The sequence below is a fragment of the Pigmentiphaga sp. YJ18 genome (assembly GCF_038066655.1).
GTDB lineage: Bacteria > Pseudomonadota > Gammaproteobacteria > Burkholderiales > Burkholderiaceae_B > Pigmentiphaga.
The window spans coordinates 922,860-948,678 of the sequence record NZ_JBBUKU010000001.1 but is presented as its reverse complement, the minus strand read 5'-3'; the positions used below and the strand labels follow the sequence as shown (position 1 = coordinate 948,678).

Sequence of the window (25,819 nt, the reverse complement as noted above, 5' to 3'; positions counted from 1 at the left end):
ACAATTTTTTGATCTGACGATGTTTATCGCCGATGGGGAAAATGTCAACATGGCTTCCCTACGCAGTCGCGCGCGTCCTGCCTCCGCCCACCCGGCGGTCCACGGCCTGATGGCCCGGGCCCCGGGGATCTCCGCCATCACATCCGAGGGGACACATGAGCCGCACGCTGATCAGGAACGCTTCCATCCTTTCCATGGACCCCGCCGTGGGCGACTTCGCCCAGGCCGACATCCTCATCGACGGCGACCGGATCGCCGCCATCGGCCCCGGCCTGAACGCGGCCGCCGACGAGATCGTGGACGGCACGCACCGCATCGTCATGCCGGGCATGGTCAACGCCCACATCCACACCTGGGAATTCCAGCTGCGCGGCATCGGCGCCGACTGGGTCGGCAGCCGCGACTACCATGCCAACCTGCACAAGAAGCTGGCCACCTACTACACCGCGCGCGACGTCTACCTGGGCAACCTGCTGGGCGCGCTGAACCAGTTGCGCAACGGCACCACCACCATCGTCGACTGGTGCCACATCCTGCGCGACGCCGAGATGACCGACGCCGCCATCGACGCCCTGGAGGAATCGGGCATACGCGCCGTGTTCGCGCGCGGCACGGTCAAGCCGCCCGAGCGCGAAGGCGCCGTTCCCTACTACAAGCAGCCTTTCCCGCGCGACGAGATCCACCGCCTGCGCACGGGCCGGCTGGCCACCGATGACGGGCTGGTCACGCTGGCCATGGCCATCCTGGGCCCCGACTGGGGCGAGTACGACGTGGCCGCCCACGACATCCGCCTGGCGCGCGAGTACGGCCTGTTCAATTCCGCCCACACCTATGGCCGCAAGGGCAAACGTGTGGTCGAGGACGGCTATCCACGCCTGGCCCGCGAGGGCCTGCTGGGTCCCGACCACAACATCGGCCACGGCAACTGCTTCGATGACGACGAATTGAAGATCGTGCTGGACGCCGGCTGTACCATCACGGCCACCAACCTGACCGAGATGCTGAACTACGAAAAGCCCGCCATGCTGGGACGGCTGGTCAAGCACGGCGCCACGCCCTCGCTGGGAACCGACTGCGATCCCTACTTCAACAGCTCCATGCTGTGGGTCATGCGCCATGCCTTCCTGCACCAGCGCGAACTGGACAACCGCAGCCTGTTCGCCGAAGGCAACTGGCCGGCCAAGACCCAGCACTCCACCCAGACGCGCGATGCCATCCACTGGGCCACGCTGGGCGGGGCCAAGGCCTTCGGCCTGGACGGCAAGACCGGCTCGCTGGCGCCGGGCAAGCAGGCCGACCTGATCATGATCGACACGCGCGGCATGAATATCTTCCCCGCCAACGCCGGCGGCGATCCCGCGCACATCGTCGTCATGTACGCGGAAACCTCTGACATCGAGAACGTCATGGTCGCGGGCCGCTTCGTCAAGCGCGACGGCCGCCTCGCCTTCGACGCCGGCCGCCTCGCCCGCTTGACGGACGAACTGCTGGCGTCCCGCCTGCGCCTCTTCCAGGACGGCTCGTTCAAGAGCGTGCCGGTCGAGCGCGGACCCCAACCCGGGAGGTTCCTGGTATGACACGCCGCCGATTCATCCGCGAGCTGGCCACGCTGGCCGGCGCCACCGCCACCCTTCCAGGCGCCCGCGCGCTGGCCCAGGAAGCCTGGCCCGCCAAACCCATCCGCCTGGTCCACGGCTTCACCGCCGGCGGGGCGGTGGATATCCAGGCCCGCCTGCTGGCGCAGCAACTGACCGAACACCTGGGCCAGACCGCCTACGTCGAAGGCAAGCCCGGTGCCGGCGGCACGCTGGGCGCGAACCTCGTGGCCAAGGCCGCGCCCGACGGCTACACGCTGTTCTTCATGGCCTCGGGCCATTCGGCGGCGCCGGGACTGTACAAGTCGCTGCCCTTCGATCCGGCCGGCGATTTCACGCTGGCGTCCATGGTCACCCGCAGTCCCTTCGTGATCCTGGCTGGCCCCGCCGCCAAGTCCGCCTCCGTGCGGGACCTGGTGGCCGAAGCCCGGGCCAGGCCGCGCGGCGTCGACTTCGGCACCGGCGGCATCGGCACCGGCATGCACCTGGCCGCGGTGCTGTTCCAGTCGCGCCTGGGCGTGCAGATGACCCACGTGCCGTACAAGGGCGGCAACGCGCCCATGATGGCACTGATGGGCGGCGAGGTGCCTTACATCTTCACGTCCCTGGCCGGCAACGCGGTCAGCCAGATCCAGGCCGGCGCGGTCCGGGCGCTGGCCGTCACGTCGATCGACCGCTATCCCGGCCTGCCCGAGGTGCCCACGGTGGCCGAGACGGTGCTGCCCGGCTTCGATGTCAGCGCATGGTACGCCCTGGCCGGTCCGCGCGGCCTGCCGCCGGCGGTCGTGCGCCGGTTGAACGAGACGGTGGCGCAGGCGCTGTCGGACGCCGGGATGCTGGCGGCGCTGAAGAAACAGGCGGCCTCGCCCTGGCCTACGACGGCCGCGCAGGCCCAGTCCTTCGTGGCCGAGGACATCCAGCGCTGGACCCAGGTCATACGCAGCGAGAACATCGCGCCGGAGACCTGACCCCGCCCGCCGCGCGGGGCTAGCGGGACTCCGCGGCCCCGGCGGTACCCGCCTGTTCGCGCCACGCGGCTTCGGTCAGCGGGCGCATTTCCACCAGATGGTCCTGCAAGGCGTACCAGCCGCCGCCCTGCATGCGGCCCACCAGGTCCAGCGCCGGGGTATCGATGTAGTGGCGCCCGGCATCCAGCACCGCGCCGTCGCGCACGTGCATGGCCACCGGCCGGCCCACCACCAGCCAGCGGTGGTCGTCGATGGGCAGCACATGCTGCGTCACGCATTCGAACGCCACCGGGGCGGCGGCGATGCGCGGCGGATCCACCTTGATCGAGGGCGCCGTCTCCAGCCCCGCCATCTCCAGCTCGTCCACCTCGGGGCCGAAGTCGATGGCGGTAACGTTCATCTGCGCCATCAGTTCGCGCGAGACCAGGTTGACCACGAACTCGCCGCCGTCGCGCAGGTTGACGCCGGTGTCCTTGGGCTTGCCCTGGCGCGACCCGACGCCGATCGCGATCACCGGAGGATCGCCCGACATCAGGCCGAAGAAAGAGAATGGCGCGGCGTTCAGGCCGCCGCCGTTGTCGCGCGTCACGACCCAGGCGATCGGCCGCGGGACGATGGTGGCCGTCATCAGTTTGTAGATGCTGCGCCGGTCGATGGCTGCAAGATCGAAGTACATGCCGGAAGCTCCAGGGGATGGATCGGGGAATCTGCCATGCTTGCCAATTAGTGTCACTATAAACTAATATGAAACTAAATGGCGGTCATCGGCACCATCAGGAAAGCGGAGAAATCGGCATGGATGGGACACAGCGGACGCAGGAAGGCATAGGCGCCAGCGTCATCCGCAAGGAGGACGCCCGGCACCTGCACGGGCGCGGCCAGTTCGTCGGCGACATCGCGCTGCCCGGCATGCTGGACGCGGCCATCGTGCGCAGTCCGGCGGCCCATGCGCGGCTGCGCGGCATGCGCCGCCCGGCCGGATCCCTGATCTTCACGGCCGGCGACCTGGCCCTGCCCGACATCATGGCCCCGCACCTGCCGCCGGCCGCGCGGCAGGCGGCCATGCCCGTGCTGGCGAAGGATCGCGTGCGCTACGTGGGCGAACCGGTGGCGGTAGCGCTGGCGCCGACGCGCGCGCGGGCCGAGGACCTGGCGGAAACGGTCGAGCTGGACCTCGATCCCCTGCCGGTGGCGATGTCCGTCGAGCAGGCCGCGGCCGAAGGCGCCGCCGTGCTGCATGACGGCTGGCCTGGCAACCAGATCCATGAATTCCGCTTCTGCAGCGGCCAGGACGGCGCGCTGCCCGGCCATCTCGCGCAGGCGCCCATCAAGGTCGAGGGCGTCTACCGCATGGCGCGCCAGTCGATGAACCCGATGGAAGGCAAGGGTTGCCTGGCCTATTGGGACGACCGGCAGGACCAGCTCATCCTCCATACCTCGACGCAGATCCCGCACCTGATCCGCGACGGCGTCAGCGACGTGCTGGGCCTGCCGCGGTCGCAGCTGCGCGTGATCGCGCCGGACGTGGGCGGCGGCTTCGGCTACAAGAGCATCCTGCAGGCCGAGGAAGTGCTGGTCTGCTGGCTGGCCCGGCGGCTGCGGCGACCGGTGCGCTGGCTGGAGGACCGCCGCGAGCACCTGATCGCCGCGGCCAATACCCGCGAGCAGCTTTACCGCGTCACCGCCTACGCGGACCGCGACGGCAGGCTGCTGGGCGTGGATGCCGACATCGCCATCGATGCCGGCGCCTATTCGGTCTATCCGTTCACCAACCTGCTGGACGCGGGCATGGCGGCCGGCGCGATTCCCGGCCCCTACGACATTCCGTGGTACCGCAGCCGCTCGCGCGCGCTGGCCACCAACAAGCCGCCGGTCGCCCCCTACCGGGGCGTGGCCCGGCCCGGCGCCTGCTTCGCCATCGAGCAAGCGCTGGACGCCGTCGCGCGCCAGGCCGGCCGCCCGGCCTGGGAAGTCCGGCTGGCCAATCTGATTCCCGCGCAGGCCATGCCCTACACGACCCTGAATGGCAGGGTCTACGACAGCGGCGATTATCCGGAGGCGCTGCGGCGCGCGGTGGAAGCGATCCGGCCCCGGGCCCGGCAAGCGGCGGAAAGCATGGCCGCGCGGGAACATGCGGCCTCCCATCGCATCGGCGTGGGCGTGGCCTGTTTCGTCGAACTGACCGGACACGGCATGCGGGCCGCGCACGACTGGAAGCTGCCGGTGCGCCCCGCGCCGGAGCCCGCCACGGTACGGCTCAACGCCGACGGCACGCTGGAGGTCCGCCTGGGCCTGCAATCGCACGGCCAGGGCATGGAGACCACCATGGCGCAGGTGGCCCACGAGATCCTGGGCCTGCCGCTGGACGCCGTGCGCGTGCTGCACGGGGACACCGGCCTGTCCGCCTTTTCCACCGGCACCTATGCCTCGCGCGGCATGGTGATGGGCGGCGGCGCCGTGGCCGGCGCGTGCCGGGAACTGGCGCGGCGGCTGCAACGCCTGGGCGCGGTCCTGCTGGACTGCGACGCCGAGGACGTGGCCGTGGCGCACGGGCGCATACAGGGGCCATCGGCCAGCCTGACGCTGGCGCAGGTGGCGCGCACCTGGCACGAGGACTGCGGCGCCTTCGGCAACCCGGCCGAGCCGGCCAGCCTGGAAGTCACGCACGGCTACGAGCTGCCGGGCGAGGGCGCCTTCAGCTACGGCGCGCACGCGGCGGTGGTCGACGTCGACCTCGAGACCGGCTACGTACGCGTGGTGGACTATCTGGTGGTCGAGGACTGCGGCGTCGCCGTCAATCCCATGATCGTCGACGGCCAGGTCATGGGCGGCGTGGTGCAGGGCATAGGCAGCGCGCTGTACGAGGAATCGCTGTACGACGCGGCCGGGCAGCCCCAGGCATCGACGCTGGTGGACTACCTGCTGCCCTCGGCCGGCGACGTGCCCTTCGTGCACGTGGACCACCTGCACCATCCATCGCCGTTCACCGAGTTCGGCATGAAGGGCGTGGGCGAAGGCGGCGCCATCCCCTCGGCCTCGGTCGTGTGCAGCGCGGTCAACGATGCGCTGGACGGCGAGGGCGCCTGTCTGTCCGAGCTGCCGCTGTCGCCCGCGCGCGTGCTGCGGGCGCTGGCCGGCGCGCGCCGGCCCGCGGCGCGCCACGAGGAGGCGGCATGAAGCCCTGTGCCTTCGACTACGTCCGGCCCGCCGACCTGGCGTCGGCGCTGGACACGCTGTCGGCTGGCGCCGACGTCCGGCCCATGGCGGGCGGCCAGTCGCTGGTGCCCGTCCTGTCCATGCGGCTGGCTCGGCCCGCGCGGGTGATGGACGTCTCGCGGCTGCGCGAATTGCAGGCCGGCGGCCGGCAGGGCGATGTCCTGGAACTGGGCGCCGCGGTCACGCACGCGCGCATCGAGGACGGCATCGCCGCATCGTTCGCGCAGGGCTACCTGACCCACGTCGCCGGCGGCATCGCCTATCGGGCGGTACGCAATCGCGGCACCGTGGGCGGCAGCCTGGCGCACGCCGATCCCATCGCCGACTGGCCCGTGGCGCTGCTGGCCGCCGGCGCCTCGGTGGTGGCGGCCAGCGCGGCGGGCCGGCGGGAACTGCCGCTGGAAACCTTCGCCGACGGCCCCTTCTCGCACACGCTGCGCGAGGACGAACTGCTGGTGTCCATCCGCCTGCCCTGGCGCTCCGAGGCCACGCGCTGGGCCTACGCCAAGCTCGCCCGCAAGGCCGGCGAGTTCGCGCAGGCCATCGCCGCCATCGTGATCGACCGGCCCGCCGGCTACGCGCGCGTGGCGGTGGCCGGCGCCGGCGGCACGCCCATGCTGCTGCCCGCGCTGGCCGAACGGCTGCTGCGCGGCGAGCTGCGCGGCTTCGACCTGGCGCAGGCGGGGCAGGCGCTGCGTGGCGGCGGCGCGCAGGCCGACGATCTGCACGCGGCCGCGGTGGCGCTGCGCCGCACGGTCCAGGAGTTGTCATGACCGAGCATCCCATTTCCCTGACCGTGAACGGCGCCGCCACGCGCGCCTGGGTCGAGCCGCGCACCTCGCTGGGCGACTTCCTGCGCGAGGACCGGCGCCTGACCGGCCTGCACCTGGCCTGCGAGCACGGCGTCTGCGGGGCCTGCAACGTCTACGTGGACGGCGCGCTGAGCCGGTCGTGCACCGTGCTGGCCGTTGCCTGCGAGGACCTGGAGGTCGCCACCATCGAGGCCTTCGACGACGATGCCCTGATGGCGGCGCTGCGGCAGGCCTTCTCGCGCGCGCATGCCTTGCAGTGCGGCTATTGCACGCCGGGCATGCTGATGTCCGCCCGCGACATCGTGACGCGCTTCCCCGACGCCGACGAGGCGACGATACGGCGCGAGCTGGCGGGCAACCTGTGCCGCTGCACGGGCTATGCCGGCATCGTGCGCGCCATCCTGGACGTGGTGCAAAGCGGAGCGGGACACCGGCTCGCCACGCCGGTGGCGGCGCCGCAGCCGGCGCACGGCGCGCCGGCGCCGGACTCCCTCCATCCCCGGCAGGCCATGCCCGCATCCCCGCCCGAGGCAGCGTCCGCCGCCGAACCCGCGGCCCTCGACATGGCCGCCCCCGTGGATACCGCCGGAATGACGCGCGTGTCCCGCCACTTCGACCTGCCCGTCCCCGCCGACCGGGTCTGGGACTTCTTCGGCGATCTGCCCCGCGTGTCGCGCTGCATGCCCGGCATGGAGGTCGAACACGTGGAAGGCGACCGGCTCCGGGGAAAGATGACGGTGAAGGCCGGGCCGATACGCGCGGTGTTCGATGCCCAGGCCCACGTCACGCGCGATCCCGCCGCGCGGCGCGGCACGGTCCACTGCCGGGGCGTCGATCGCATCACGCGCACGCAGGTCGTGTGCGAACTCGGCTACGCGCTGGCGGACGCGGCTTCAGACGCCACGTCGGTGCGCATCGACGCCGCCTTCCGGCTGGCCGGGCGGCTGGCCGAGTTCAGCCGCGCCGACGTGGTGCAGGCGCTGGCCGACCAGCTGACGGCCCGCTTCGCCGCCAATGTCGCGCACCAGCTGACGCAGGGCGACCAAGCGCCCGCGGGCGCGCCCCCGGACGGCGGCGAACTCCGGCTGCCGCTGGCCCTGCTGGCGCGGCAGTTCGTTTCCACCCTGGCCGCCCGCGCCTGGCGCGTCCTGCGCCGCCAGCCCACCCAACGACCACGCAACGAGGACGAATCATGAAACACGCCGACGAGGAGGCCCTGGCCTACCAGCCGGGCTTCGGCAATCACTTCGTGTCCGAGGCATTGCCCGGCGCGCTGCCCCCGGACCAGAACAGCCCGCAGCGCGGCAACTACGGGCTCTACACCGAACAACTGTCCGGCACCGCCTTCACCGCGCCCCGGGCCGAGAACCTGCGTTCGTGGGTCTATCGCATCCATCCGTCGGCCGGCCACAGCCCCTTCGAACTGATCGACCACGGCATGCTGCGCACCGCGCCGTTCGACGAAGTCCCGACCACGCCCACGCAGCTGCGATGGAATCCGCTGCCCGCGCCCGCCGGGTCCGTCGATTTCATCGAAGGCCTGTTCACCATGGCGGGCAACGGCCACGCCGACACGCAGGCCGGCATGGGCATCCACCTGTACGCCGCCAATCGCTCGATGGGCGACCGAAGCTTCTACGACGCCGACGGCGAACTCCTGATCGTCCCGCAGTCGGGACGGCTGCGCGTGCGCACCGAGATGGGCGTGCTGCAGGCGGGGCCGGGCGAGATCGTCGTGGTCCCGCGCGGCATCAAGATGAGCGTGGACCTGCCCGACGGCCAGGCGCGCGGCTACGTCTGCGAGAACTACGGCACGCCGTTCCGGCTGCCCGAGCTGGGCCCCATCGGCTCGAACGGCCTGGCCAACCCGCGCGATTTCCTCGCGCCCGTGGCCGCCTACGAGCATCGCGCCGGCGATTTCGAGATCGTCGCCAAGTTCCGCGGCCGGCTGTGGTCGGCGCGCCAGCAGTGGTCGCCTTTCGACGTCGTGGCCTGGCACGGCACGCTGGCGCCCTACAAGTACGACTGCAGGAAATTCATGGCGATCAGCACGGTCAGCTTCGACCATCCCGATCCGTCCATCTACACGGTGCTGACCTCGCCTTCGGGCGATCCCGGCATCGCCAACGCCGACTTCGTCATCTTCCCCTCGCGCTGGCTGGTGGCCGAGCACTCGTTCCGTCCGCCCTGGTACCACCGCAACGTGATGAGCGAGTTCATGGGGCTGATCCACGGCGTTTACGAAGCCAAGGTCGAGGGCTTCGTGCCCGGCGGGTGCAGCCTGCACAACAGCATGAGCGCGCACGGTCCCGACCGCGAGACCTACGAGCGCGCCATCGGCGAACCGCTCGCGCCGGCCAAGCTGCCCGACACGCTGGCCTTCATGTTCGAGAGCCGCTACGTCATCTGCCCGACGGCGGCGGCCATGCAGTCCCCCACCCTGCAGGCCGACTACTGGCGCTGCTGGGCCGACCTGAAGATCCATTTCGATGGACCCGCAACTTCCGCCATGGAGAGCAAGAAATGATAGTGATCGACGCAGATGCCCACGTCATGGAATCCGAGGAGACCTGGTCCTTCCTCGAACCCGAATACCATGCGCGGCGCCCCGTGGTCGTGACCTTCCCCGAGGACACGTCGCTGGGCGTGTTCAACGCCGCCTGGCTGATCGATGAAAAGGTCCGGCTGTTCGGCGCCTCGCCCACGGCCGGCACGCGCTCGCTGCGCAAGAAGTACAACCTCGACTCGCAGCACCTGAGCAAGCCCGAGGAACGCCTGAAGGACATGGACAAGCGGCGCATCGACTACCAGGTCATCCACACCACCTTCGGCCTGTTGAACCTGTGCGAGGATCCGGAGCTGGAAGCCGCGCTCATGCGCAGCTACAACACCTTCATGGCGAAGAAGTGCGCCGAGTCGGGCGGGCGCATCATGTACAACGCACTGGTGCCCTTCCGCAGCCCGGATGCCGCCGTGAAGGAAATCCGCCGCGTCAAGCAGATGGGCGGCGCCGTGGCCGTGTTCATGCGCGGCATCGAATGGGACCGCCCCGTCAGCGACCCGAGCTTCTTCCCCATCTACGCGGAAGCCGAGAAGCAGGACCTGGCCATGGCGGTGCACGTGGGATCGGGCAGCCCCGGCCTGCGCCACCTGTTCGACACGCAGAAGCGCGTGGCCGGCGAAGAGCCGTTCTGGCCGGCGCGCATGAAGCGCTTCATCGGCCCCATCAGCGTGCAGTTCGGTTTCTACAGCCTGGCCGAGAGCTCGGTCGTGACGGACTTCCCCAAGCTGCGCTGGGCCTTCCTGGAAGCCACCGGCAGCGAATGGCTGCTGGGCGCGGTGGGCGCGCTGGAACGCGCCGGCAAGCCGGGCGCGCGCCGCCTGTTCGACGAAGGACGGGTGTTCGTCGGCTGCGAGCCGAGCGAGGACCTGGCCTACGTGGCCAACCGCTTCGGCTCGGATTTCCTGATCATCGGCAGCGACATGCCGCACCAGGACGAGGCCGCGCACGAGGACCTGGTGGGCGAATTCGAGGCCCGTACCGACCTGGCCCCCGAGCTGATGGAAAAGATGTTCTGGCGCAACGCCCAGCGGCTGTACGGCTTCGAGGCCCGGTCGGCGCTCCGGTCGGCCGCATGAGCGCGCCCACCCGGCCGCCCGAAGGGCGCGCGACCTTTCTCGGGAAGGATGTCGCGCAGCGACAGGAGGGTAGTCCAGTGAACGCCGCCCGCACGCGCCTCTGGTACACGCGCTGCCCGCTGCCCACCGCGTCGGGCCTCGCGCTCGACGCGGGCCTCCTGACCGGCGCCCTGGCCGGGCGGGGGGCGGCGCTGGCGGCGGTGGAGACCCTGGACACGCCGGATGCCCGGCAGTCCCACTTCACCCATGCGGTGGCCGGACTGTTCCGGCAGGGCGGCAACATCCCGCCGATCTGGGCGCGCGCGCGCGGCGCGAACACGGTGCTGGCGGGCATCGCGTGGACGCCGGAGTACCAGGCCATCCTGGCGCGTCCCGACGCGGGCATACGCGGCGTCGCCGACCTGAAGGGCAAGCGGCTGGCGTTGCCGGTACGCCGCTCCGGCGAGATCGATTTCTGGCGCGCGATGTGCCTGCGCGGCTACGATTCCGCGCTGCGCCTGGCCGGCCTGACCCTGGCCGACGTCACGCTGGTCGAGCTGCCGGTGGACGAGGTCTACATCGCCCGGCAGGGCGAGGACGAGGCCTCGCGCGCCTGGATGTGGGCCGGCGCGGCGCGCGTGCGGCGCCAGCAGGCCGAGACCTTCGCCTATGTGCGCGGCGAGGTCGACGCCCTGTATGCCTCGGGCGCACTGGGCCTGCAGTTGCAGGCGCTGCTGCAGGCGACCGAAGTGGTCGAGCTGGGCTTCCATGCCGACCGGCGCGCTCAGATCAACAATCAGGTGCCCAACATCCTGACCGTGGACGCCGACCTGGCCCGCAACCGGCCCGAGGTCGTCGCGGCCTACCTGTCCGCGCTGAACCGGTCCATAGCCTGGGCGCGCCAGCATCCCGGCGACGCGCTGCGCATCTACGCCAAGGAAGTGGGCGCGCCCGAGGAATGGATCGCGCCGTCCTACCGCGAGACGGATTTCCGGTCGCTGCGCGTCGGACTCGATCCGGAATTGATCGCGGCCGTATCGAGTCAGAAGGACTTCCTGCTCGAACACGGATTCATCCAGCACGACTTCGACGTCCAGGAATGGGTGTGCGACGAACCCATGCGGCTGGCCAGCCAGGAGACATGACATGAACGAACACCTGAACCCCGACGGGCTGGCCACGCCCAACGGCTTCTGCCACGTCGTGCGCTCGCGCGCGGCCACCACCATCCTCGTCGCCGGCCAGGTGGCCTACGACGAACAGGGCAACATCGTCGGCGAGAACGACCTGGCGACGCAGGTGGACCAGGTCTACCGCAACCTCGAACGCGCGCTGGCCGCCTGCGGCGCGACCTTCGCCGACGTGGTCAAGACCACCTTGTTCGTGAAGGACATGACACCGGAGAAGATCGCCATCATCCGGCAGGTGCGCGCGCGCTACCTGGCGCCCGACCGGCCGCCGGCCAGCACCATGATCGGCGTGCAGGCGCTGGCCAAGCCCGCCCTGATGCTGGAGGTCGAGGCCACGGCCATGCTGGACTGAGGACTATTCGGACGAAGCCGTGCGCCGGCGCGAGGGAAAGGTGCGGGACGAGGCCTGCCGCAAGATGGCGGCCTGGCTGAGCAGCCGGTCCACCAGGGCCTCCAGCACCCTGCGCTCGTCGGCGCTGAGCGGCTTGAGCAGGTCGCGTTCGTACTCGACCGCGCCGGGCGAGATCTCGTCGTAGATGCGGCGCCCTTCCTCCGTCAGCTCGATGGTGGAGCGGCGCCGGTCGTTCTCGTCCAGCGTGCGCGTCATCAGGTTCTTGTCCACCATCTCGCGCAGCGCCCGGCTGACCGTGACCTTGTCCATGCCGGAATAGTCGGTAAGTTCGGTAACGGAAGTGGGCTCGAGCTGCGCGGCGGCCGCCAGCATGCGCCATTGCGAGACATTCAGGCCGAAGCTGGGCGTATAGGTACGCTGCAGTCCGATACTGACGTCGTTGAGCAAGCGGGAGAGCTTGTACGGAAGGAAGTGCTGGAGTTCTAGTGTCGAGGCTTTCTTCATGTGTGGAGGGCTTGCACATGATCCCGGCGCCTCGGACTCGCGGCACCTGATCCGGCGGATTATAACGGAACGCTATATCGAAACGGCACGCGGCGCCAGGGCTGGCGCCGCGTGCCGTCGAGGCGGACGGTTCGGTGCGCGCCGCTCAGGCCGCGCTCTCCAGCGACACTGTACGGGCGTCGTAGCCATAGATCCAGCGGTAGCGTTCCTCTACCTGCTGCTGGCCCCATTCGCGCTCGATGTAGCGCTGCGCCTCGGCCGGATCGGCCAGCTCGGGATTGTGCACGCGCCGCACCTGTTCGGCCGAGCTGCGCGTGATGTTGGCCGTGCGCGGCCGGCGCAGCGCTTCGTAGCTGCGCAGCGCATGGCCGGCATCCTCGCCGTAGGCTTGCAGGCAGCGCGCCAGGATGAGTCCGTCTTCCAGCGCCATGTTGGCGCCCTGGCTGAGAAAAGGCAGCGTGGAATGGCAGGCGTCGCCCAGCAGGGTGATGCGGCCGTCGGTCCAGCGTTCGAGCGGCGCCCGCACCATCAGCGCCCACTTGTAGGGAATGGTGATGTTGCGGACCATCCGCTGCACGTGGGGATGCCAGCCGGCGAAGTCCGCCAGGCATTCCTCGGTGGTGCCGGCGGCGTTCCAGGATTCGATCAGCCAGTTGTCCTGGTCCACCATGCCGATGAAGTTCAGCAGCTTGCCCTGGCGCACCGGGTAGGTCACGATGTGCGCCGTGGGACCCAGCCACATGCTGCCGCCGACCAGATCGATCGTGCCCTGGATGGCTTCGGCGGGGATCAGGCCGCGCCAGGCCATGCAGCCGGTGAACGCGGGCTTGTCGGGCCCCAGCAGGATCTGGCGCACGCGCGAATGGATGCCGTCGGCGCCCACCATCAGCGGCGCCGTGGCCTCGGAGCCGTCGACGAAGCGCATGCGCACGCCGCGGTCGTCCTGCGACAGCGCATCGAGCTGCTTGCCCAGATGCACCGCGCCGGGCTTGGCCTGCAGCACCGCGCGCAGCAGCATGCCGTGCAGGTCGGCGCGGTGGAAGGTGACGTAGGGCGCGCCGTAGCTGTCGACCGACTGTTCGCCCAGCGGCATGAACGGCCGCTTCTGCCCGGTGTTCCAGAGGTAGGTGTCCTTGCCCTTGCTGAAGGTGGCGTACCGCTGCAGCTCGTCGCCCAGCCCCAGCTCCAGCAGGACCCGCGAGCCGTTGGGCGTGGTCTGGATGCCGGCGCCGACCTCCTTCAGGTCGGTGGCCTGTTCGTAGACGTCGACGTCGATGCCCCGCCGTAGCAGCGCCAGCGCCGCCGCCAGGCCGCCGATGCCGGCACCGATGATTGCCACATGCTGCGTCATGAATGAAGACTCCTAATATCAGGGAGAAGTATCGAGCTGGATGTGGGCGGCCTTGATCAGCGCCGTCATCTTGCCGCGTTCCTGGTCGATGTAGCGCGCGAACTCGGGCGGCGCCATGTAGGTGGGCTCTATGCCGGCATTGCGCAGGCTTTCCTGGACCCCGGGCGAGGCCATGGTGGCGCGCAGCGCGCCGGTCAGCTTCTGCACGACGTCCTCGGGCGTGCCCTTGGGCACGACCATGCCCTGCCAGCCCGTCACGTCGAACGTCGGAAAGCCCGAAGCCGCCATGGTGGGCAGGTCGGGCATGAACTCGGTGGGCTTCTGGCTGCCCACGGCCAGGCCCCGCAGCTTGCCGGCCTTCAATTGCTGGCCGCCCGCCGCGTAGTCGATGAAGATGGCCTGGACCCGGCCGGCCATCAGGTCGGGCAGCGCGGGCGCCACGCCCTTGTAGGACACATGGGTGGCCTGGATGCCGCTCTGGAACTTCAGCATTTCCATCGCCAGGTGATGGGGCGTACCCACGCCGGGCGAAGCATAGCTGAGCGTGCCGGCCTTTTCCTTGGCCAGGCTGACGAACTCGGCCACCGAGCGCGCCGGGACCGAGGGCGACACCGCCAGGATCATCGGGAAGGCACCGGCCATGCCAAGCACCGCGAAGTCCTTCACCGGGTCGTAGTTGAGCGACTTGAACAGCAGCGCGTTGACCACGAAGGTGTTGGTGTTGCCCAGCATGAGCGTATAGCCGTCGGGCCGCGCCTTGGCCACCAGTTCGGCGGCGATGTTGGTCGATGCGCCCGGACGGTTCTCGACCACGATCTGCTGGCCCAGCCGCTCGGACATGGCGGGCGCGAGGATGCGCGCCAGGATGTCGGAGCCGCCGCCCACCGCGAACGGAACAATGAGCCGGATGGGGTGGGTGGGATAGGCGCCGTCGTTGGCCTGGGCCGCCGGACCGGCAAGCATCAGGCCGGCGCCCAGACAGCAGAGAGGCGCCGCTTTGGGGAGGAAAGTCTGCATCTCGGATCCCTTTTCGGATGGAGTTCGGACAACCAGTGCCGGCCATATTTCCACAAACTTGTTCCGATGTAAACAATTTTGAAACTATATGGAGGGAAATCCTGACTCGTTGATCCGGCGGTTGAACGCCTACCTGCCCGGGGAGGGGTAAGACAGAATGATCAAGGCGTTGGCCGCCCGGCGGCCCCGCCTGCGTTCACAGCGCGGGGCCGGTCCCTTCGACGAAGGCCCGCACCAGGTGATGCGCGATGGCGTAGGGCCTGGGCGCGGACAGGCCCTCGGGATGCGTGCCGTCCAGCATCTGGCGGACTTCCTCGCGCGTGAACCAGCGCGCGTCTTCCAGCTCGTTGCGGTCGATCACGATGTCGGTGCCTTGCGCGCGGGCGAAGCAGCCTATCATCAGCGACGACGGGAAGGGCCAGGGCTGCGACGCGAAGTAGGCCACCTCGGCGCAGGCGATGCCCGCTTCCTCGCTGATCTCGCGCCGCACGGCGTCCTCGATGGTCTCGCCGGGCTCGAGGAAGCCCGCCAGGGCCGAATACATGCCCGCCGCGAAGCGCGGCTGCCGGCCCAGCAGGCAGCGGTCGCCGTCCACCGCCAGCATGATCACCACCGGATCCACGCGCGGGAAGTGCTGGGCGCCGCAGGCCGGACAGTCGCGCCGCCAGCCGGCGCAGGATACGCGGCTGGGTTCGCCGCAGTTGGCGCAATAGCGGTGCCGGTCGTGCCAGCTCAGGATGGCCTTGGCGCCGCCCAGTTCTCCCAGCAGGTCGGGCGGGAACAGGCCGCGCATGGCGATGCTGCGCAGGTCCAGCAGCTCCAGCCCGGGCCGCTCGGCGGCCGCCTCGGCCAACCCCGCGTCCAGCGCCACCGCGAATAGCGGGCGGCCCTGTTCGTCCTGCCCCAGGAAGATCTCCTGGCGCGCGGGCCCCAGGCCTATCCAGGCCTCGGCGGCGAACAAGGGAGAAGGCGCGCCCGCGCCCACGTCCAGCAGGGGCACGTCGCCGACGAACACCATGAACCGGGCCGCCGCATCGTGCCGGCGCGCCCGGACGAACTCGGCATCGGCGCGCGCCTCGGACATGCGGTCGAGCGGATTGAGGCCGAAGCCCACGGCGGCGGAGCGATCGAAGGATGGCATGGGAAGGGGCGGCCACGCGCAGCGTGCCGCCGCAGAGTCGTCTGACCGACGATTCTACCGCCGCGCGTTCAGGAAGTGCCCGGATTGAGCAGCGTGCGCAGGCGCTGGCGCATCGGCGTCTCGGCCGGGGCGTCGTCCCCCAGCGCGCGGCGGATGAAATCGCGGCTCTGGCCGCTGCGCAGGTCCACTTCGCGCGCGACCTGCCCGTCCTGGTAAAGGAAGGCGACGTCGGCCAATTCCAGCACGTCGTCGATGTCGTGCGTGATCATCAGCACGGGAACGCCCCATTGCCGCGCCACCTCGGCCAGTTCCTTGCGCAGTTCGCCGCGCAGCATGGGATTGAGCGCGGCGAAGGGCTCGTCCAGCAACAGCGCGCGGGGCTCGCAGGCCAGGGCCCGCGCCAGCGCCACCCGCTGCTGCTGGCCGCCCGACAGCACGCCGGGCCGGCTGTCGGCCATGGCGGCCAGGCCGAAGCGGTCGATCAGGTCCTGCACGCGCCGTTCGTCCTCGGGCGCCAGGCGCCGCCGCCGCCACGAGGTCAGGCCGAAGGCGATGTTCTGGCGCACCGACAGATGCGGGAACAGCGCGTAGTGCTGGAACAGGTAGCCGATGCCGCGCGCGGGCGGAGCAAGGTCGATGCCGCGCACGGCATCGAACAGGGTCCGGCCGTCCAGCCGGATGTGGCCGGCACCGGGCCGCAGCAGCCCGGCCACCGCCTGCAGGGTCAGCGACTTGCCCGAGCCCGACGGCCCGTACAGCGCGACGAAGGGCGCATCGGAGGCGAAGCGCGCGGCCAGGTCGAAGCGCCGGTTGCCGTCGCGCACCGTCAGCGCGATGTCGACATCGATCACGGCTTGCCGAATCCGTAGCGGTCCAGCACCTGCTGGCCAGGCGCGGACAGCAGAAAGTCGACGAAGGCCTTGGCCTGCGCCTGTTGCTTGCTGCCGGACAGCACGGCCACGGGATAGGTGACCGGGGTATGCCCGCCGGCGGTCAGCGTGATCCTGACCTTGTCCTGCATGATGGCAGCGTCGGTGCGGTAGACGAAACCGGCGTCCACTTCGCCCCGGCCCACGTAGTCCAGCACCTGGCGCACGCTGTCGGCCTGGATGAACTTGGGTTCGAGCGAGGTCCACAGGCCGGCGCTGTCCAGCGCCTGCCTGGTGTAGTTGCCCACCGGCACGGTGGCGAGCTTGCCGATGGCGATGCGCTTGACCGGCGCGCCGGCCAGGTCCTGCAGCGAGGCGATGGCCGGGCCGCCCTGCACGGGCGTGACCAGCACCAGGCTGTTGGCGGCGAAATCGCGCCGCGTCGGCACGTCGATCAGCTTTTGCGCCACGGCCCTGTCCATCGTGGCCTGGTCGGCGCTGGCGAACACGTCCACCGGCGCGCCCTGGCTCATCTGCTGGAGCAGCGTGCCCGAGGCGGCGAAGTTCAGCCGCACCGTGGTGCCGGGATGCCGTTGTTCGAATTGCTTGCCAAGGTCCTTGAAGGCATTGGTCAGGCTGGCCGCGGCCGATACGGTGATCTCCTGGGCGAAGGCCGGGAACGGCAGGGCCAGGGCAAGCAGCAGGGCGGCGTAGCGGGTGCGGGACATGGGACTCCTTCAGCGTAGCGACAGGTAGCGGTTGCAGGCCACCAGGATGGCGATGGAAATGGCCGAGGTGATGACCACCAGCAGCAGGGCCAGATCGTCCTGGCCGGCCTGCGTGGCGTCGTAGATGGCCATGGAAAGCGTTTGCGTGCGCTGGGGAATCGAGCCCGCCACCATCAGCGAGGCGCCGAATTCGCCCATGGCGCGCGCGAAGGCCAGCAGGGTGCCGGCCAGGATGCCCGGCCAGGCCAGCGGCAGCGTCACGCGCACGAACACCGACCAGCGCGACTGGCCCAGCGTGCTGGCGGCCGATTCGAGCGTGCGGTCGATGCCGGCGAACGCGGCGCTGGCCGACTTCAGGACCAGCGGCAGGGCGACGATGGCGGAGGCCACGACCGCGCCGTGCCAGCTGAAGATGATGGTGTAGTCGAAGTGCTCGTATATCCAGCTGCCCAGCGGACTGCGCCGGCCGGCCGCCAGCAGGATGGCGTAGCCGATGACCGTGGGCGGCAGCACCAGCGGCAGCATGAACACGGCCTCGGCCATCGAACTGCCCGGAAACGGCTTGCGCGCGAACAGCCACCCCAGGCCCACGCCCGCGACCAGGGCCAGTACGGTGGCCAGGGCCGCGACCTTCAGGGACAGGATCAGCGGAAAAGCGTCGAATGAATCCAGCAGCGCATTCGTCATATTCCGAAGAATACAGCGAATCCTGGCTGGACGGTAGCGCGAGAAGGCCGCCCGGCGCGGCCCCCGGCCGGTCAGTCGGCCAGCATGCCCGCCATGGCGGCGATGTCCTCGGCCGCGGCCGATTGGGCGGTGGCCTCGATGGAGCGGTAGCGCCGTATCAATTCGCGGCCCACGTCGGTCACAACGGTGCCGCCGCCGCGCGCGCCGCCGGCGGCGCTTTCGACCGCGGGCTCGCGCAGGGAACGGTTCAGCTCGTCCACCAGCAGCCAGGCGCGGCGGTACGACATGCCCATATGCTGGGCGGCGGCGGTGATGGAGCCCGCCTCCAGGATGGCTTCCAGCAGCGCGATCTTGCCCGGCCCGATCGCGATGGCGTTTTCGCGGTAGACCCGCAGCCGGAACTGGAACCGGGGTGTGGTGGACGTATCCATGAGACGAGGAAAGACTCCGATGACGCGGGTCATTGTAGGTGCGGGGCGCGGATCTGTCTCAGCCCTTGGCCCGGCACGCGGTGACCTCGGCCGGAACGTCGGCCGGCGCGCCCGCCATCCAGGTTTCCAGCGGCGCGCAGCGCGAACCGATGCAAAGCGTGTAGTCGCCGGCGTATTCCGAGCGGGACAGGGTCAGTGCGTCGCGCCACGGCTGCGCCGGGCGATAGTGCCAGGCGCCATGCTCCAGGCGGGCCCCCTCGGGGGGATCCATGCCGGCGCCGGAACCCTGTATGGCGGCGTCGGCGATCAACAGGCGCTCGCCGACGATGCGGTAGGTCTCGCGCCATTCGATCTTCTCGATCGAATGGCGCCAGGACAGCGAAAACCCGTCCGCCGGCACGGCCAGGTGAAAGCCCCCCGCCGCCAGGCACAGGGCCGCCGCCAGCATGTCAGTCATCCATGGCGTCGCGCGCCATCCGGAACCGGCGTGACGGGCGTGCCCGGGCTGCGGCTGCGATACCAGTGCCACGCGCCCAGCATGGCCGCCATGACGAAGCCCACGGAATCGGTCACCGGCACCGCCGCCACCAGCAGGCCGGCCGCCACGAAGGCCCAGGCGCGCTCCAGCACGTTCAGCCGGGCGCGCCAATAGCCGATGGCGGTACCGCCCCACAGCACCACGGCCACCACGGCCTTAATGACGACATAGGCGGTTTCCAGCAGCGAGTCGTCCTGCAGCATCAGGGCGGGACTGTAGACCGCGATGTAGGGAATCAGGAAGCCCGCGATGGCGATCCGTACCGCCTGTACCCCGATCTTCATGCCCGAGGCCCGCGCGATGGGCGCCGCGGCGAATGCCGCGAGCGCCACGGGCGGCGTCAGGTCGGCCATGATGCCGAAATAGAACACGAACATGTGCGAGACGATCAGCGGCACGCCCAGGTGCAGCAGGGCCGGCGCCGCCAGCGAACTGGTGATGATGTAGTTCGGGATGGTGGGAATGCCCATGCCCAGCACCAGGCAGACCAGCATGGTCAGCATCAGGCTGAGCAGCAGGCTGTTTTCCCCCACGCTGATCACGTAGCCGGCGAAGGTCGTGGCCGCGCCGGTCAGCGTAAGCGTGCCGATGATCACGCCCACCAGCGCGCAGGCTACCCCCACCGGCAGCGCGTGGCGGGCACCGTCGGCCAGCGCCAGCAGCGCCGTGCGCAGGATGGCGCGGCCGCCCTGGCGCACGTACAGCACGACGCCCAGGACGGCGATCACGGCCACCACCGCGCCTATGCCGTACTTCAGGAAGGCCGAGCACGCCAGCGCGATGGCGACCCAGAACGCGATGCGCCAGCCCATGGAGCCCAAGCCCAGCATGACCCCGGCGCCGAAGATCAGCACCACCGTCAGCGCCAGCCCGACCGTGCCCGAGAACAGCGGCGTATAGCCCGAGAACAGCAGCCAGACCAGCGCGATCAGCGGCAGCAGCAGATACCACCGGTCCCGGATGGCGCGCCAGGGATTGGGGCAGTCTTCCTTGGCCATGCCGTGCAGGCCGGCGCGTCCCGCCTCGAAGTGCACCATGACGAAGGCGGTGAAGAAATACAGGATGGCCGGGATCAGCGCCGCCTTGCAGATGTCCACGTAGGGAACGTTGATGGTCTCGGCCATGATGAAGGCCACGGCGCCCATCACCGGCGGCATGATCTGGCCGCCCATGCTGGCGGTGGCCTCGACGCCGCCGGCGAAACTCGATTCGTAGCCGAAGCGCTTCATCAGCGGAATCGTGAACTGCCCGGTGGTGACCACGTTGGCGACGCCGGAGCCGTTGATGGTTCCCATCAGTCCCGAGGAGATGACCGCCACCTTGGCCGGGCCGCCCCGCCGATGGCCGAACAGGCCGAGCGCGAAATCGGTGAAGAGCTGGATCATGCCGGCGTGTTCCAGGAAGGCGCCGAACAGGATGAACAGGAAGATGTAGGACGACGAGACGTAGATGGGCGTGCCGTAGATGCCTTCGGTGCCGAACCCCATCTGCCCGACCACCTGGTCCAGGCCATAGCCCCGGTGGGCCAGTTCGCCGGGCAGGTACTGGCCGAACAGGGCATAGGCCAGGAAGCAGGCGCAGATGATGGGCAGGGCGATGCCCATCGCCCGGCGCGCCGCCTCGAACACCAGCACGATCAGCACGATGCCCACCGCCATGTCGGCCGGCGTGACCTCGCCCGCGCGCTGGATCAGTTCGCCTTCGAACACCCACTGGTACAGGCCGGTGGCGAACGCCACCGCCCCGATCGCCCAGCCCAGCCATTTCTGCCGCAGCGGCGGATACAGCACGAACACCATCAGCAGCAGGAAGCCCACGTGGACCGCCCGCACCACGGAGCTGGACAGCGGGCTGAAGGCCGCCGTGATGATCTGGAACGCCGAAAAGGCGATGGCGATGTAGAACAGCGCGCCGGTCAGGACGACCGGTTCCGGCCCCGCCGCCGTCGAGGCGGCGCCGGGCGTTGCAGTGGTTTGGTCCATGTTTCCCCGGCGCGGTGGCGGTTATTTCAGCAGCCCGATTTCCTTGTAGTACTTCTGGGCGCCCGGGTGGAAAGGCACGGACGTGCCGCCCATCGCGTTCTCGCGCTTGATCTCCTTGGCGGCGGAGTGCGCGGCCACCAGTTGATCGAGGTGCTCGAACAGGTTCTTGGTCATTTCGTAGGCGGTATCGTCCGACACCCCTTCGTGGCTGACCAGGAAGTTGCGGATCGCGATGCTGGGCACAGCCTCGGTCTGCCCGGTATAGGTGTTGGCCGGAATGGTCGTGCTCTGGTAGGCGGAGTCGCCGATCTTGGCGACGACATCGGGCGGGATCGCCACCACGACGATCTTCATCGTGGTCGCGAGATCGCGGATCGAGGCCACGCCCAGTCCGGCCGATTGCAGCGTCACGTCGAGCTGGCGGTTCTTGATGAGTTCCACCGATTCGCCGAAGGGCAGGTATTCGACCTTGGAGAAATCCTTGTAGGTCAGGCCGGCGGCCTTCACCACGGCGCGCGCGTTCAGCTCGGTGCCCGAACGCGGCGCGCCGACCGAGATGCGCTTGCCCTTGAGATCGGCCAGCGTCTTGATGCCCGACCCCTCGCTGGCGATGAGCTGGATGTAGTTGGAATAGATGCCCGCGATGACGCGCAGTTTCTTCAGGGGCGTCTTGAAGCCCGCGTCCTCGGAACCGTTCCAGGCGTCGGACAACGCATCGGCCAGCGTGAAGGCGATCTCGCCGCGGCCGGCCTGCAGCAGGTTCAGGTTCTCGGCCGAGGCCTTGGTGGCCTGCACGCTGGTCTTCGCGCCGGGAATGGTCTTGGAGTAGATCTGGCCCAGGGCCACGCCCAGCGGGTAGTACACGCCGCTCTGGCCGCCCGTGAGCACATTGATGAATTTCTGCTGGGCCAGCGCCGGACGGCCCATGACCGAGGCGGCGACGCCGGCGGCCGCGGCCGTCAGCAGCGTGCGGCGACGGGGGTCGAACGCGGAAACAATGGGAAGGCTTTTCAAGTCTCTCTCCTCATCCGTATCGTTGTACGCCCGATGGTACACGAGGACGCATCCGGATACATACAGGAAAGACGCGTTCAACCGGCCGCCAGGTCGAACCGGAACACCGTGCCCGGCCCGCCGTCCTCGACCAGCCGGATGTCGCTGCCGTGCAGGGCGAGCATGCGCTGGACGATGATCAGCCCCAGCCCGCCGCTCTCCTGTGCCTTGCGGCCCCAGGCGGGGATCCGCTTGAACAGGCGGGGCCGCAGCGCCTCGGGGATGCCCGAACCGGTGTCGCGCACGTCGATCCGCACCCCGTTCGCAGCCGCGGCCAGGCCCACCGTGACCCGCGTGCCGGGCGGATTGTGGCGGATGGCGTTGTCCAGCAGGTTGGTCAGCACGCGCTCGATCATGGCGATGTCGGCATGGACCTGCGGCAATGCCGGCGGGATCTCGGTCAGCAGGCGCTGGCCGCGCGCCTCGGCCGCCAGCTCGAACTTCTGCACGACGTCCTGCACCAGGTCGGGCAGGGCGAAGGTCTCGCGCTCGGGCTGGACCAGCCCCGACTCCAGGCGGGCCAGCTCGAACAGCGCCTGCGCCAGCACCCCGACCTTGCGGCTCTGGTCCAGCGCGATGTCCAGGTAGCGATGGTGCTCGGCCTGGGTCAGCAGGCCGTCCTTGACGCGCAGGGTTTCCAGGTAGCCGTGCAGCGAGGTCAACGGCGTGCGCAGGTCGTGCGAGATGTTGGCGACCAGCTCCCGGCGCTGCTGGTCCTGGCGGGTCAGTTCGCGCCACTGTTCGGCGATGCGCCGGCTCATCTGCGCGAAGGCGGCGCGCAGCGTGGCGATTTCGTCGCGCCGGCCGTCGTCGGGCGGCGGATCCAGCGGCGGCGTGGGCGCATCTCCGGCGGCGTCGAAGCTGCGCACCGTATCGGCCAGCGCGCGCAAGGGGCGGGTGATGAGATGGAAGGCGACGAGGCCCATGATCAGGCCCAGCAGCGCGACCAGGCCCATGGCCAGGCCCGTCATGCGCCACACCGAGTGGCGGGCGAGCCCCGCGGCCAGCGCATCGTGCGTCTCGCCCTGCAGGATGACGTAGACGTAGCCGGCCTCCTTGCCATCGACGCGCACCGGCGCGGCATTGAATACCTTGCGCGCATCCGCGCTGCGGGGATCGTCGCCCAGTATGGGCAGCGCGGCCCCCGCGGCCAGGCGGCGCACCGGCGCCAGGTCGACGCGGTCGCGCCGCAGGCGGCCGGGCGGAGCGGCATGGCCGACGATGCGCCCGTCGGGATCGAGCAGGTACAGTTCGACGGCGGGATTGACCGCCATCAGCTTGTCGAACAGGTCGCGCACGGCCTCCGGTTTCCATCCGCCGGCATCCATGAGCTGCGCCGTGCCGGCGATGTGCGCGGCCAGTCCGCTCGACAACTGCTGCACGACCTCCTGTTCGTGGCGCGCCTCGGCCCGGATCTGGAACAGCAGCGACATCCCGCTGCAGGCCAGCAGCAGCACGGCGAACACCAGCGAAAGCCGCTGCGTGAGCGAAAGGCGCTTCATGGCGCGGCGGCCTCGTCCCGCGCGCCCGAGGCGAACTTGTAGCCGCGGCCCCACACCGTCAGGATGCGACGCGGCTGGGACGGGTCGTCCTCGACCTTCGTGCGCAGGCGGTTGATGTGCGTGTTGACCGTATGCTCGTAGCCGTCATGCTGGTAGCCCCACACCTCGTTCAACAGGTCCATGCGCGAGTACACCTTGTCGGGATGCCGCACGAAGAAGGCCAGCAGGTCGAATTCGCGCGGCGTCAGGTCGATGGCCCGGCCATTCAGCAGGGCCGTGCGGGCCAGCGGATCCAGGTCCAGGCCATGCAGCGACAGCAGCCCGGCTTCGATGCGCGCGTGGCGCGCCAGGGCATCCACGCGGCGCAGCAGCGCCTTGACGCGCGCCACCAGCTCCAGCATGGAGAAGGGCTTGGCGAGGTAGTCGTCGGCGCCCAGCTCCAGCCCGACGATGCGGTGGACTTCGCTGGAACGCGCGCTGGTGATGATGATGGGGGTGTAGCGCGCCATGGCCCGGGCCCGGCGGCAGATTTCCAGTCCGTCCACGCCGGGCAGCATCAGGTCCAGGACCAGGGCGTCCCAGGCCCCGCCCTCCAGCATGCGCATGCCCTGCTCGCCGTCGGCCGCGTGCTCGACGGCATAGCCCTCGTCGCGCAGGTGCATGCGCAACAATTCGGCGATATGGGCATCATCCTCGACGATCAGGACGCGCTTGACCCGTTCCATGAACCTGCCTGTGAAAAACCGTAGACGCCATTCTCGCCAATCCCGGCGCGGGAATTCATCACATTTATTTTAAGTTTGCGTGAGGACTCCGGTATGGCGGGGGGCCAACAATGCGGCAAACCCTGAACGGAGAGCCCGCATGTCCCCCATTCATCCCGCCTGGGTGCGCATCGCCCACGCCCTGAACGCGGTGGCCGTGCTGGCCATGGTGGCGAGCGGATGGCGCATCTACAACGCTTCGCCGCTGTTCGACTTCGCGTTCCCCCAGGCGATCACCCTGGGCGGATGGCTGGCCGGCGCGCTGCAATGGCATTTCGCCGCCATGTGGCTGCTGGCGGTCAACGGCCTGGCCTATCTCGCGCTGAACGTCGCGACCGGCCGGCTGGCCCGCCGCTTCCTGCCGCTTTCGCCGCGCGGCGTGCTGCGCGATATCGCGGCGGCGCTGCGCGGCCGCCTGGCCCATGACGACCCGCGCCGGTACAACCAGGTCCAGCGCCTGGCCTACCTGTTCGTCATGCTGGACGTCGCGCTGCTGGTCGTGTCGGGACTGGTGCTGTGGAAATCGGTGCAGTTCGGCCTGCTGCGCGAGCTGATGGGCGGCTACGAGGCGGCGCGCCGCGTGCATTTCGCCGCGATGGCCGCCCTGGTGGGATTCGTGGCCGTACATCTGGTCATGGTGGCACTGGTGCCTCGCACCCTGCGTGCCATGATCCGGGGCAGGTAGGAGGCCGCCATGGAAAAACGCTCTCGCCTGTCCACGTCCGATGCCCGGCTGGCGCTGCGCGAAGCCCGGCGGCTTCTGGCGCCCCGGATCGAGCGCCCCGACCGGCGCGCCTTCCTGACGCGCACGCTATCCCTGGGCGGGCTGGCCCTGCTGTCGGGCTGCGACGTCACCGGCCAGGCCGGTGTCGAACAGGCGCTGTCGGCCGTCTCCCGCTTCAACGACAAGGTACAGGGCTGGCTGTTCGATCCGGACGCGCTGGCGCCGACCTATCCCGCCTCCATGATCACGCGCCCGTTTCCGTTCAACGCCTACTACGGGGTGGACGAGGCCCCTCGGGTGGACGAGGCGGACTACCGGCTCGAGGTCGCCGGCCGGGTGGCCGACCGCCGGCCATGGCGCCTGGCCGACCTCCGGGCCCTGCCCCAGGCCGAACAGATCACGCGGCACATCTGCGTGGAAGGCTGGAGCGCCATCGGGCGCTGGGGCGGCGTGCGCTTCTCGGATTTCCTGGCCCGCATCGGCGCCGACACCCGCGCCCGGTACGTGGGCTTCAAGTGCGCGGACGACTACTACACCAGCATCGACATGCCGACGGCGCTGCATCCGCAAACGCTGCTCACGCTGAGCTACGACGGACGCACGCTGCCGCGCGAATACGGTTTTCCCATGAAGCTGCGCATGCCGACCAAGCTTGGCTACAAGAATCCCAAGCACGTCCGGGCGATCTTCGTCACCGACACCTACCCTGGCGGCTACTGGGAAGACCAGGGATACAACTGGTTCGGCGGCAGCTGAGCCGAGGTTCCATACGGCGCG

The 25,819-nt window shown here is 69.6% G+C and carries 25 protein-coding genes; 11 read left to right on the top strand and 14 right to left on the bottom strand.

All coding sequences use genetic code 11. The annotated features are described in order from the left end of the window. Positions 1–155 precede the first annotated feature (155 nt). Positions 156–1,577: an amidohydrolase family protein gene (locus WKR98_RS04660; protein WP_341432208.1), complete on the top strand. Its 1,422-nt coding sequence runs from the start codon at positions 156–158 to the stop codon at positions 1,575–1,577. Then, on the top strand, positions 1,574–2,563 hold the full coding sequence (locus WKR98_RS04655) for a Bug family tripartite tricarboxylate transporter substrate binding protein (protein ID WP_124692091.1): 990 nt from the start codon (positions 1,574–1,576) through the stop codon (positions 2,561–2,563). The genes WKR98_RS04660 and WKR98_RS04655 overlap by 4 nt, the downstream gene beginning before the upstream one ends. 19 nt (positions 2,564–2,582) lie before the next feature. Here the strand turns inward: WKR98_RS04655 and WKR98_RS04650 are convergent, their stop codons facing one another. Next, on the bottom strand, positions 2,583–3,239 hold the full coding sequence (locus WKR98_RS04650; protein ID WP_124692090.1) for a flavin reductase family protein: 657 nt from the start codon (positions 3,237–3,239) through the stop codon (positions 2,583–2,585). A 119-nt stretch (positions 3,240–3,358) separates the two neighbouring features. Here WKR98_RS04650 and WKR98_RS04645 point away from each other — a divergent pair, with 119 nt between their 5' ends. The 7 genes from WKR98_RS04645 (at position 3,359) to WKR98_RS04615 (ending at position 11,751) form a co-directional block, all read left to right on the top strand. Continuing rightward, entirely contained in the window at positions 3,359–5,740 is a 2,382-nt protein-coding gene (locus WKR98_RS04645; protein ID WP_341432207.1) for a xanthine dehydrogenase family protein molybdopterin-binding subunit, read from the top strand. Then, entirely contained in the window at positions 5,737–6,552 is an 816-nt protein-coding gene (locus WKR98_RS04640) for an FAD binding domain-containing protein (RefSeq protein ID WP_124692088.1), read from the top strand. The genes WKR98_RS04645 and WKR98_RS04640 overlap by 4 nt, the downstream gene beginning before the upstream one ends. Further along, the gene (locus tag WKR98_RS04635; RefSeq protein ID WP_341432206.1) at positions 6,549–7,787 is read left to right on the top strand and encodes a xanthine dehydrogenase family Fe-S subunit; all 1,239 of its coding nucleotides are present in this window, start codon (positions 6,549–6,551) and stop codon (positions 7,785–7,787) included. The genes WKR98_RS04640 and WKR98_RS04635 overlap by 4 nt, the downstream gene beginning before the upstream one ends. Next, positions 7,784–9,118: a homogentisate 1,2-dioxygenase gene (hmgA, locus tag WKR98_RS04630; protein ID WP_124692086.1), complete on the top strand. Its 1,335-nt coding sequence runs from the start codon at positions 7,784–7,786 to the stop codon at positions 9,116–9,118. The genes WKR98_RS04635 and hmgA overlap by 4 nt, the downstream gene beginning before the upstream one ends. After that, positions 9,115–10,230, top strand: coding sequence for an amidohydrolase family protein (locus tag WKR98_RS04625; RefSeq protein ID WP_124692085.1), 1,116 nt, complete (start codon positions 9,115–9,117; stop codon positions 10,228–10,230). Before hmgA ends, WKR98_RS04625 begins: the two co-directional genes overlap by 4 nt. A gap of 77 nt (positions 10,231–10,307) precedes the next feature. Further along, the gene (locus WKR98_RS04620) at positions 10,308–11,354 is read left to right on the top strand and encodes an ABC transporter substrate-binding protein (RefSeq protein WP_161568019.1); all 1,047 of its coding nucleotides are present in this window, start codon (positions 10,308–10,310) and stop codon (positions 11,352–11,354) included. Between the two features lies 1 nt (position 11,355). Continuing rightward, positions 11,356–11,751, top strand: coding sequence for a RidA family protein (locus WKR98_RS04615; RefSeq protein WP_124692083.1), 396 nt, complete (start codon positions 11,356–11,358; stop codon positions 11,749–11,751). A gap of 3 nt (positions 11,752–11,754) precedes the next feature. Here WKR98_RS04615 and WKR98_RS04610 read toward each other — a convergent pair whose 3' ends face one another. The 13 genes from WKR98_RS04610 to WKR98_RS04550 form a co-directional block, all read right to left on the bottom strand. Next, positions 11,755–12,255: a MarR family winged helix-turn-helix transcriptional regulator gene (locus WKR98_RS04610; RefSeq protein ID WP_124692082.1), complete on the bottom strand. Its 501-nt coding sequence runs from the start codon at positions 12,253–12,255 to the stop codon at positions 11,755–11,757. Between the two features lie 145 nt (positions 12,256–12,400). Further along, positions 12,401–13,606 (bottom strand): FAD-dependent monooxygenase, encoded by a 1,206-nt coding sequence (locus WKR98_RS04605; RefSeq protein ID WP_341432205.1) that lies wholly within the window; start codon positions 13,604–13,606, stop codon positions 12,401–12,403. A gap of 18 nt (positions 13,607–13,624) precedes the next feature. Continuing rightward, positions 13,625–14,623, bottom strand: coding sequence for a Bug family tripartite tricarboxylate transporter substrate binding protein (locus WKR98_RS04600; RefSeq protein WP_341432204.1), 999 nt, complete (start codon positions 14,621–14,623; stop codon positions 13,625–13,627). Between the two features lie 196 nt (positions 14,624–14,819). After that, the gene (gene nudC / locus WKR98_RS04595; RefSeq protein ID WP_341432203.1) at positions 14,820–15,764 is read right to left on the bottom strand and encodes an NAD(+) diphosphatase; all 945 of its coding nucleotides are present in this window, start codon (positions 15,762–15,764) and stop codon (positions 14,820–14,822) included. Between the two features lie 68 nt (positions 15,765–15,832). Continuing rightward, positions 15,833–16,615: a sulfate/molybdate ABC transporter ATP-binding protein gene (locus tag WKR98_RS04590; RefSeq protein WP_341432202.1), complete on the bottom strand. Its 783-nt coding sequence runs from the start codon at positions 16,613–16,615 to the stop codon at positions 15,833–15,835. Then, complete coding sequence (modA, locus tag WKR98_RS04585; protein WP_341432201.1) at positions 16,612–17,361, bottom strand: molybdate ABC transporter substrate-binding protein; 750 nt, start codon at positions 17,359–17,361, stop codon at positions 16,612–16,614. Before modA ends, WKR98_RS04590 begins: the two co-directional genes overlap by 4 nt. Before the next feature lie 9 nt (positions 17,362–17,370). After that, complete coding sequence (gene modB / locus WKR98_RS04580; protein WP_341432200.1) at positions 17,371–18,048, bottom strand: molybdate ABC transporter permease subunit; 678 nt, start codon at positions 18,046–18,048, stop codon at positions 17,371–17,373. A 71-nt stretch (positions 18,049–18,119) separates the two neighbouring features. Continuing rightward, entirely contained in the window at positions 18,120–18,479 is a 360-nt protein-coding gene (locus WKR98_RS04575) for a winged helix-turn-helix domain-containing protein (protein WP_124692075.1), read from the bottom strand. A 58-nt stretch (positions 18,480–18,537) separates the two neighbouring features. Continuing rightward, positions 18,538–18,936: a DUF1850 domain-containing protein gene (locus WKR98_RS04570; protein WP_341432199.1), complete on the bottom strand. Its 399-nt coding sequence runs from the start codon at positions 18,934–18,936 to the stop codon at positions 18,538–18,540. Continuing rightward, positions 18,933–20,999: a TRAP transporter permease gene (locus WKR98_RS04565; protein ID WP_341432198.1), complete on the bottom strand. Its 2,067-nt coding sequence runs from the start codon at positions 20,997–20,999 to the stop codon at positions 18,933–18,935. Before WKR98_RS04565 ends, WKR98_RS04570 begins: the two co-directional genes overlap by 4 nt. A 21-nt stretch (positions 21,000–21,020) precedes the next feature. Beyond that, entirely contained in the window at positions 21,021–22,013 is a 993-nt protein-coding gene (locus WKR98_RS04560; protein WP_341432197.1) for a TAXI family TRAP transporter solute-binding subunit, read from the bottom strand. Positions 22,014–22,090: 77 nt separating this feature from the next. Further along, the gene (locus tag WKR98_RS04555) at positions 22,091–23,554 is read right to left on the bottom strand and encodes a sensor histidine kinase (RefSeq protein ID WP_124692072.1); all 1,464 of its coding nucleotides are present in this window, start codon (positions 23,552–23,554) and stop codon (positions 22,091–22,093) included. After that, on the bottom strand, positions 23,551–24,279 hold the full coding sequence (locus WKR98_RS04550; protein ID WP_124692071.1) for a response regulator transcription factor: 729 nt from the start codon (positions 24,277–24,279) through the stop codon (positions 23,551–23,553). The genes WKR98_RS04555 and WKR98_RS04550 overlap by 4 nt, the downstream gene beginning before the upstream one ends. A gap of 139 nt (positions 24,280–24,418) precedes the next feature. Between WKR98_RS04550 and WKR98_RS04545 the strand changes: the two genes are divergently transcribed. Beyond that, a complete protein-coding gene (locus tag WKR98_RS04545; RefSeq protein WP_124692070.1) occupies positions 24,419–25,003 on the top strand; it encodes a cytochrome b/b6 domain-containing protein in 585 nt (194 codons plus the stop codon). Between the two features lie 9 nt (positions 25,004–25,012). Then, positions 25,013–25,798, top strand: coding sequence for a molybdopterin-dependent oxidoreductase (locus WKR98_RS04540; protein WP_341432196.1), 786 nt, complete (start codon positions 25,013–25,015; stop codon positions 25,796–25,798). The last annotated feature ends 21 nt before the right edge of the window (positions 25,799–25,819 follow it).

Bases quoted from the DNA above. Each gene is read 5' to 3' on its own strand.
- WKR98_RS04660 (WP_341432208.1), top strand. From the start codon at position 156: ATGAGCCGCACGCTGATCAGGAACGCTTCCATCCTTTCCATGGACCCC.
- WKR98_RS04655 (WP_124692091.1), top strand. From the start codon at position 1,574: ATGACACGCCGCCGATTCATCCGCGAGCTGGCCACGCTGGCCGGCGCC.
- WKR98_RS04650 (WP_124692090.1), bottom strand. From the start codon at position 3,239: ATGTACTTCGATCTTGCAGCCATCGACCGGCGCAGCATCTACAAACTG.
- WKR98_RS04645 (WP_341432207.1), top strand. From the start codon at position 3,359: ATGGATGGGACACAGCGGACGCAGGAAGGCATAGGCGCCAGCGTCATC.
- WKR98_RS04640 (WP_124692088.1), top strand. From the start codon at position 5,737: ATGAAGCCCTGTGCCTTCGACTACGTCCGGCCCGCCGACCTGGCGTCG.
- WKR98_RS04635 (WP_341432206.1), top strand. From the start codon at position 6,549: ATGACCGAGCATCCCATTTCCCTGACCGTGAACGGCGCCGCCACGCGC.
- hmgA (WP_124692086.1), top strand. From the start codon at position 7,784: ATGAAACACGCCGACGAGGAGGCCCTGGCCTACCAGCCGGGCTTCGGC.
- WKR98_RS04625 (WP_124692085.1), top strand. From the start codon at position 9,115: ATGATAGTGATCGACGCAGATGCCCACGTCATGGAATCCGAGGAGACC.
- WKR98_RS04615 (WP_124692083.1), top strand. From the start codon at position 11,356: ATGAACGAACACCTGAACCCCGACGGGCTGGCCACGCCCAACGGCTTC.
- WKR98_RS04610 (WP_124692082.1), bottom strand. From the start codon at position 12,255: ATGAAGAAAGCCTCGACACTAGAACTCCAGCACTTCCTTCCGTACAAG.
- WKR98_RS04605 (WP_341432205.1), bottom strand. From the start codon at position 13,606: ATGACGCAGCATGTGGCAATCATCGGTGCCGGCATCGGCGGCCTGGCG.
- WKR98_RS04600 (WP_341432204.1), bottom strand. From the start codon at position 14,623: ATGCAGACTTTCCTCCCCAAAGCGGCGCCTCTCTGCTGTCTGGGCGCC.
- nudC (WP_341432203.1), bottom strand. From the start codon at position 15,764: ATGCCATCCTTCGATCGCTCCGCCGCCGTGGGCTTCGGCCTCAATCCG.
- modA (WP_341432201.1), bottom strand. From the start codon at position 17,361: ATGTCCCGCACCCGCTACGCCGCCCTGCTGCTTGCCCTGGCCCTGCCG.
- modB (WP_341432200.1), bottom strand. From the start codon at position 18,048: ATGACGAATGCGCTGCTGGATTCATTCGACGCTTTTCCGCTGATCCTG.
- WKR98_RS04575 (WP_124692075.1), bottom strand. From the start codon at position 18,479: ATGGATACGTCCACCACACCCCGGTTCCAGTTCCGGCTGCGGGTCTAC.
- WKR98_RS04570 (WP_341432199.1), bottom strand. From the start codon at position 18,936: ATGACTGACATGCTGGCGGCGGCCCTGTGCCTGGCGGCGGGGGGCTTT.
- WKR98_RS04565 (WP_341432198.1), bottom strand. From the start codon at position 20,999: ATGGACCAAACCACTGCAACGCCCGGCGCCGCCTCGACGGCGGCGGGG.
- WKR98_RS04555 (WP_124692072.1), bottom strand. From the start codon at position 23,554: ATGAAGCGCCTTTCGCTCACGCAGCGGCTTTCGCTGGTGTTCGCCGTG.
- WKR98_RS04550 (WP_124692071.1), bottom strand. From the start codon at position 24,279: ATGGAACGGGTCAAGCGCGTCCTGATCGTCGAGGATGATGCCCATATC.
- WKR98_RS04545 (WP_124692070.1), top strand. From the start codon at position 24,419: ATGTCCCCCATTCATCCCGCCTGGGTGCGCATCGCCCACGCCCTGAAC.
- WKR98_RS04540 (WP_341432196.1), top strand. From the start codon at position 25,013: ATGGAAAAACGCTCTCGCCTGTCCACGTCCGATGCCCGGCTGGCGCTG.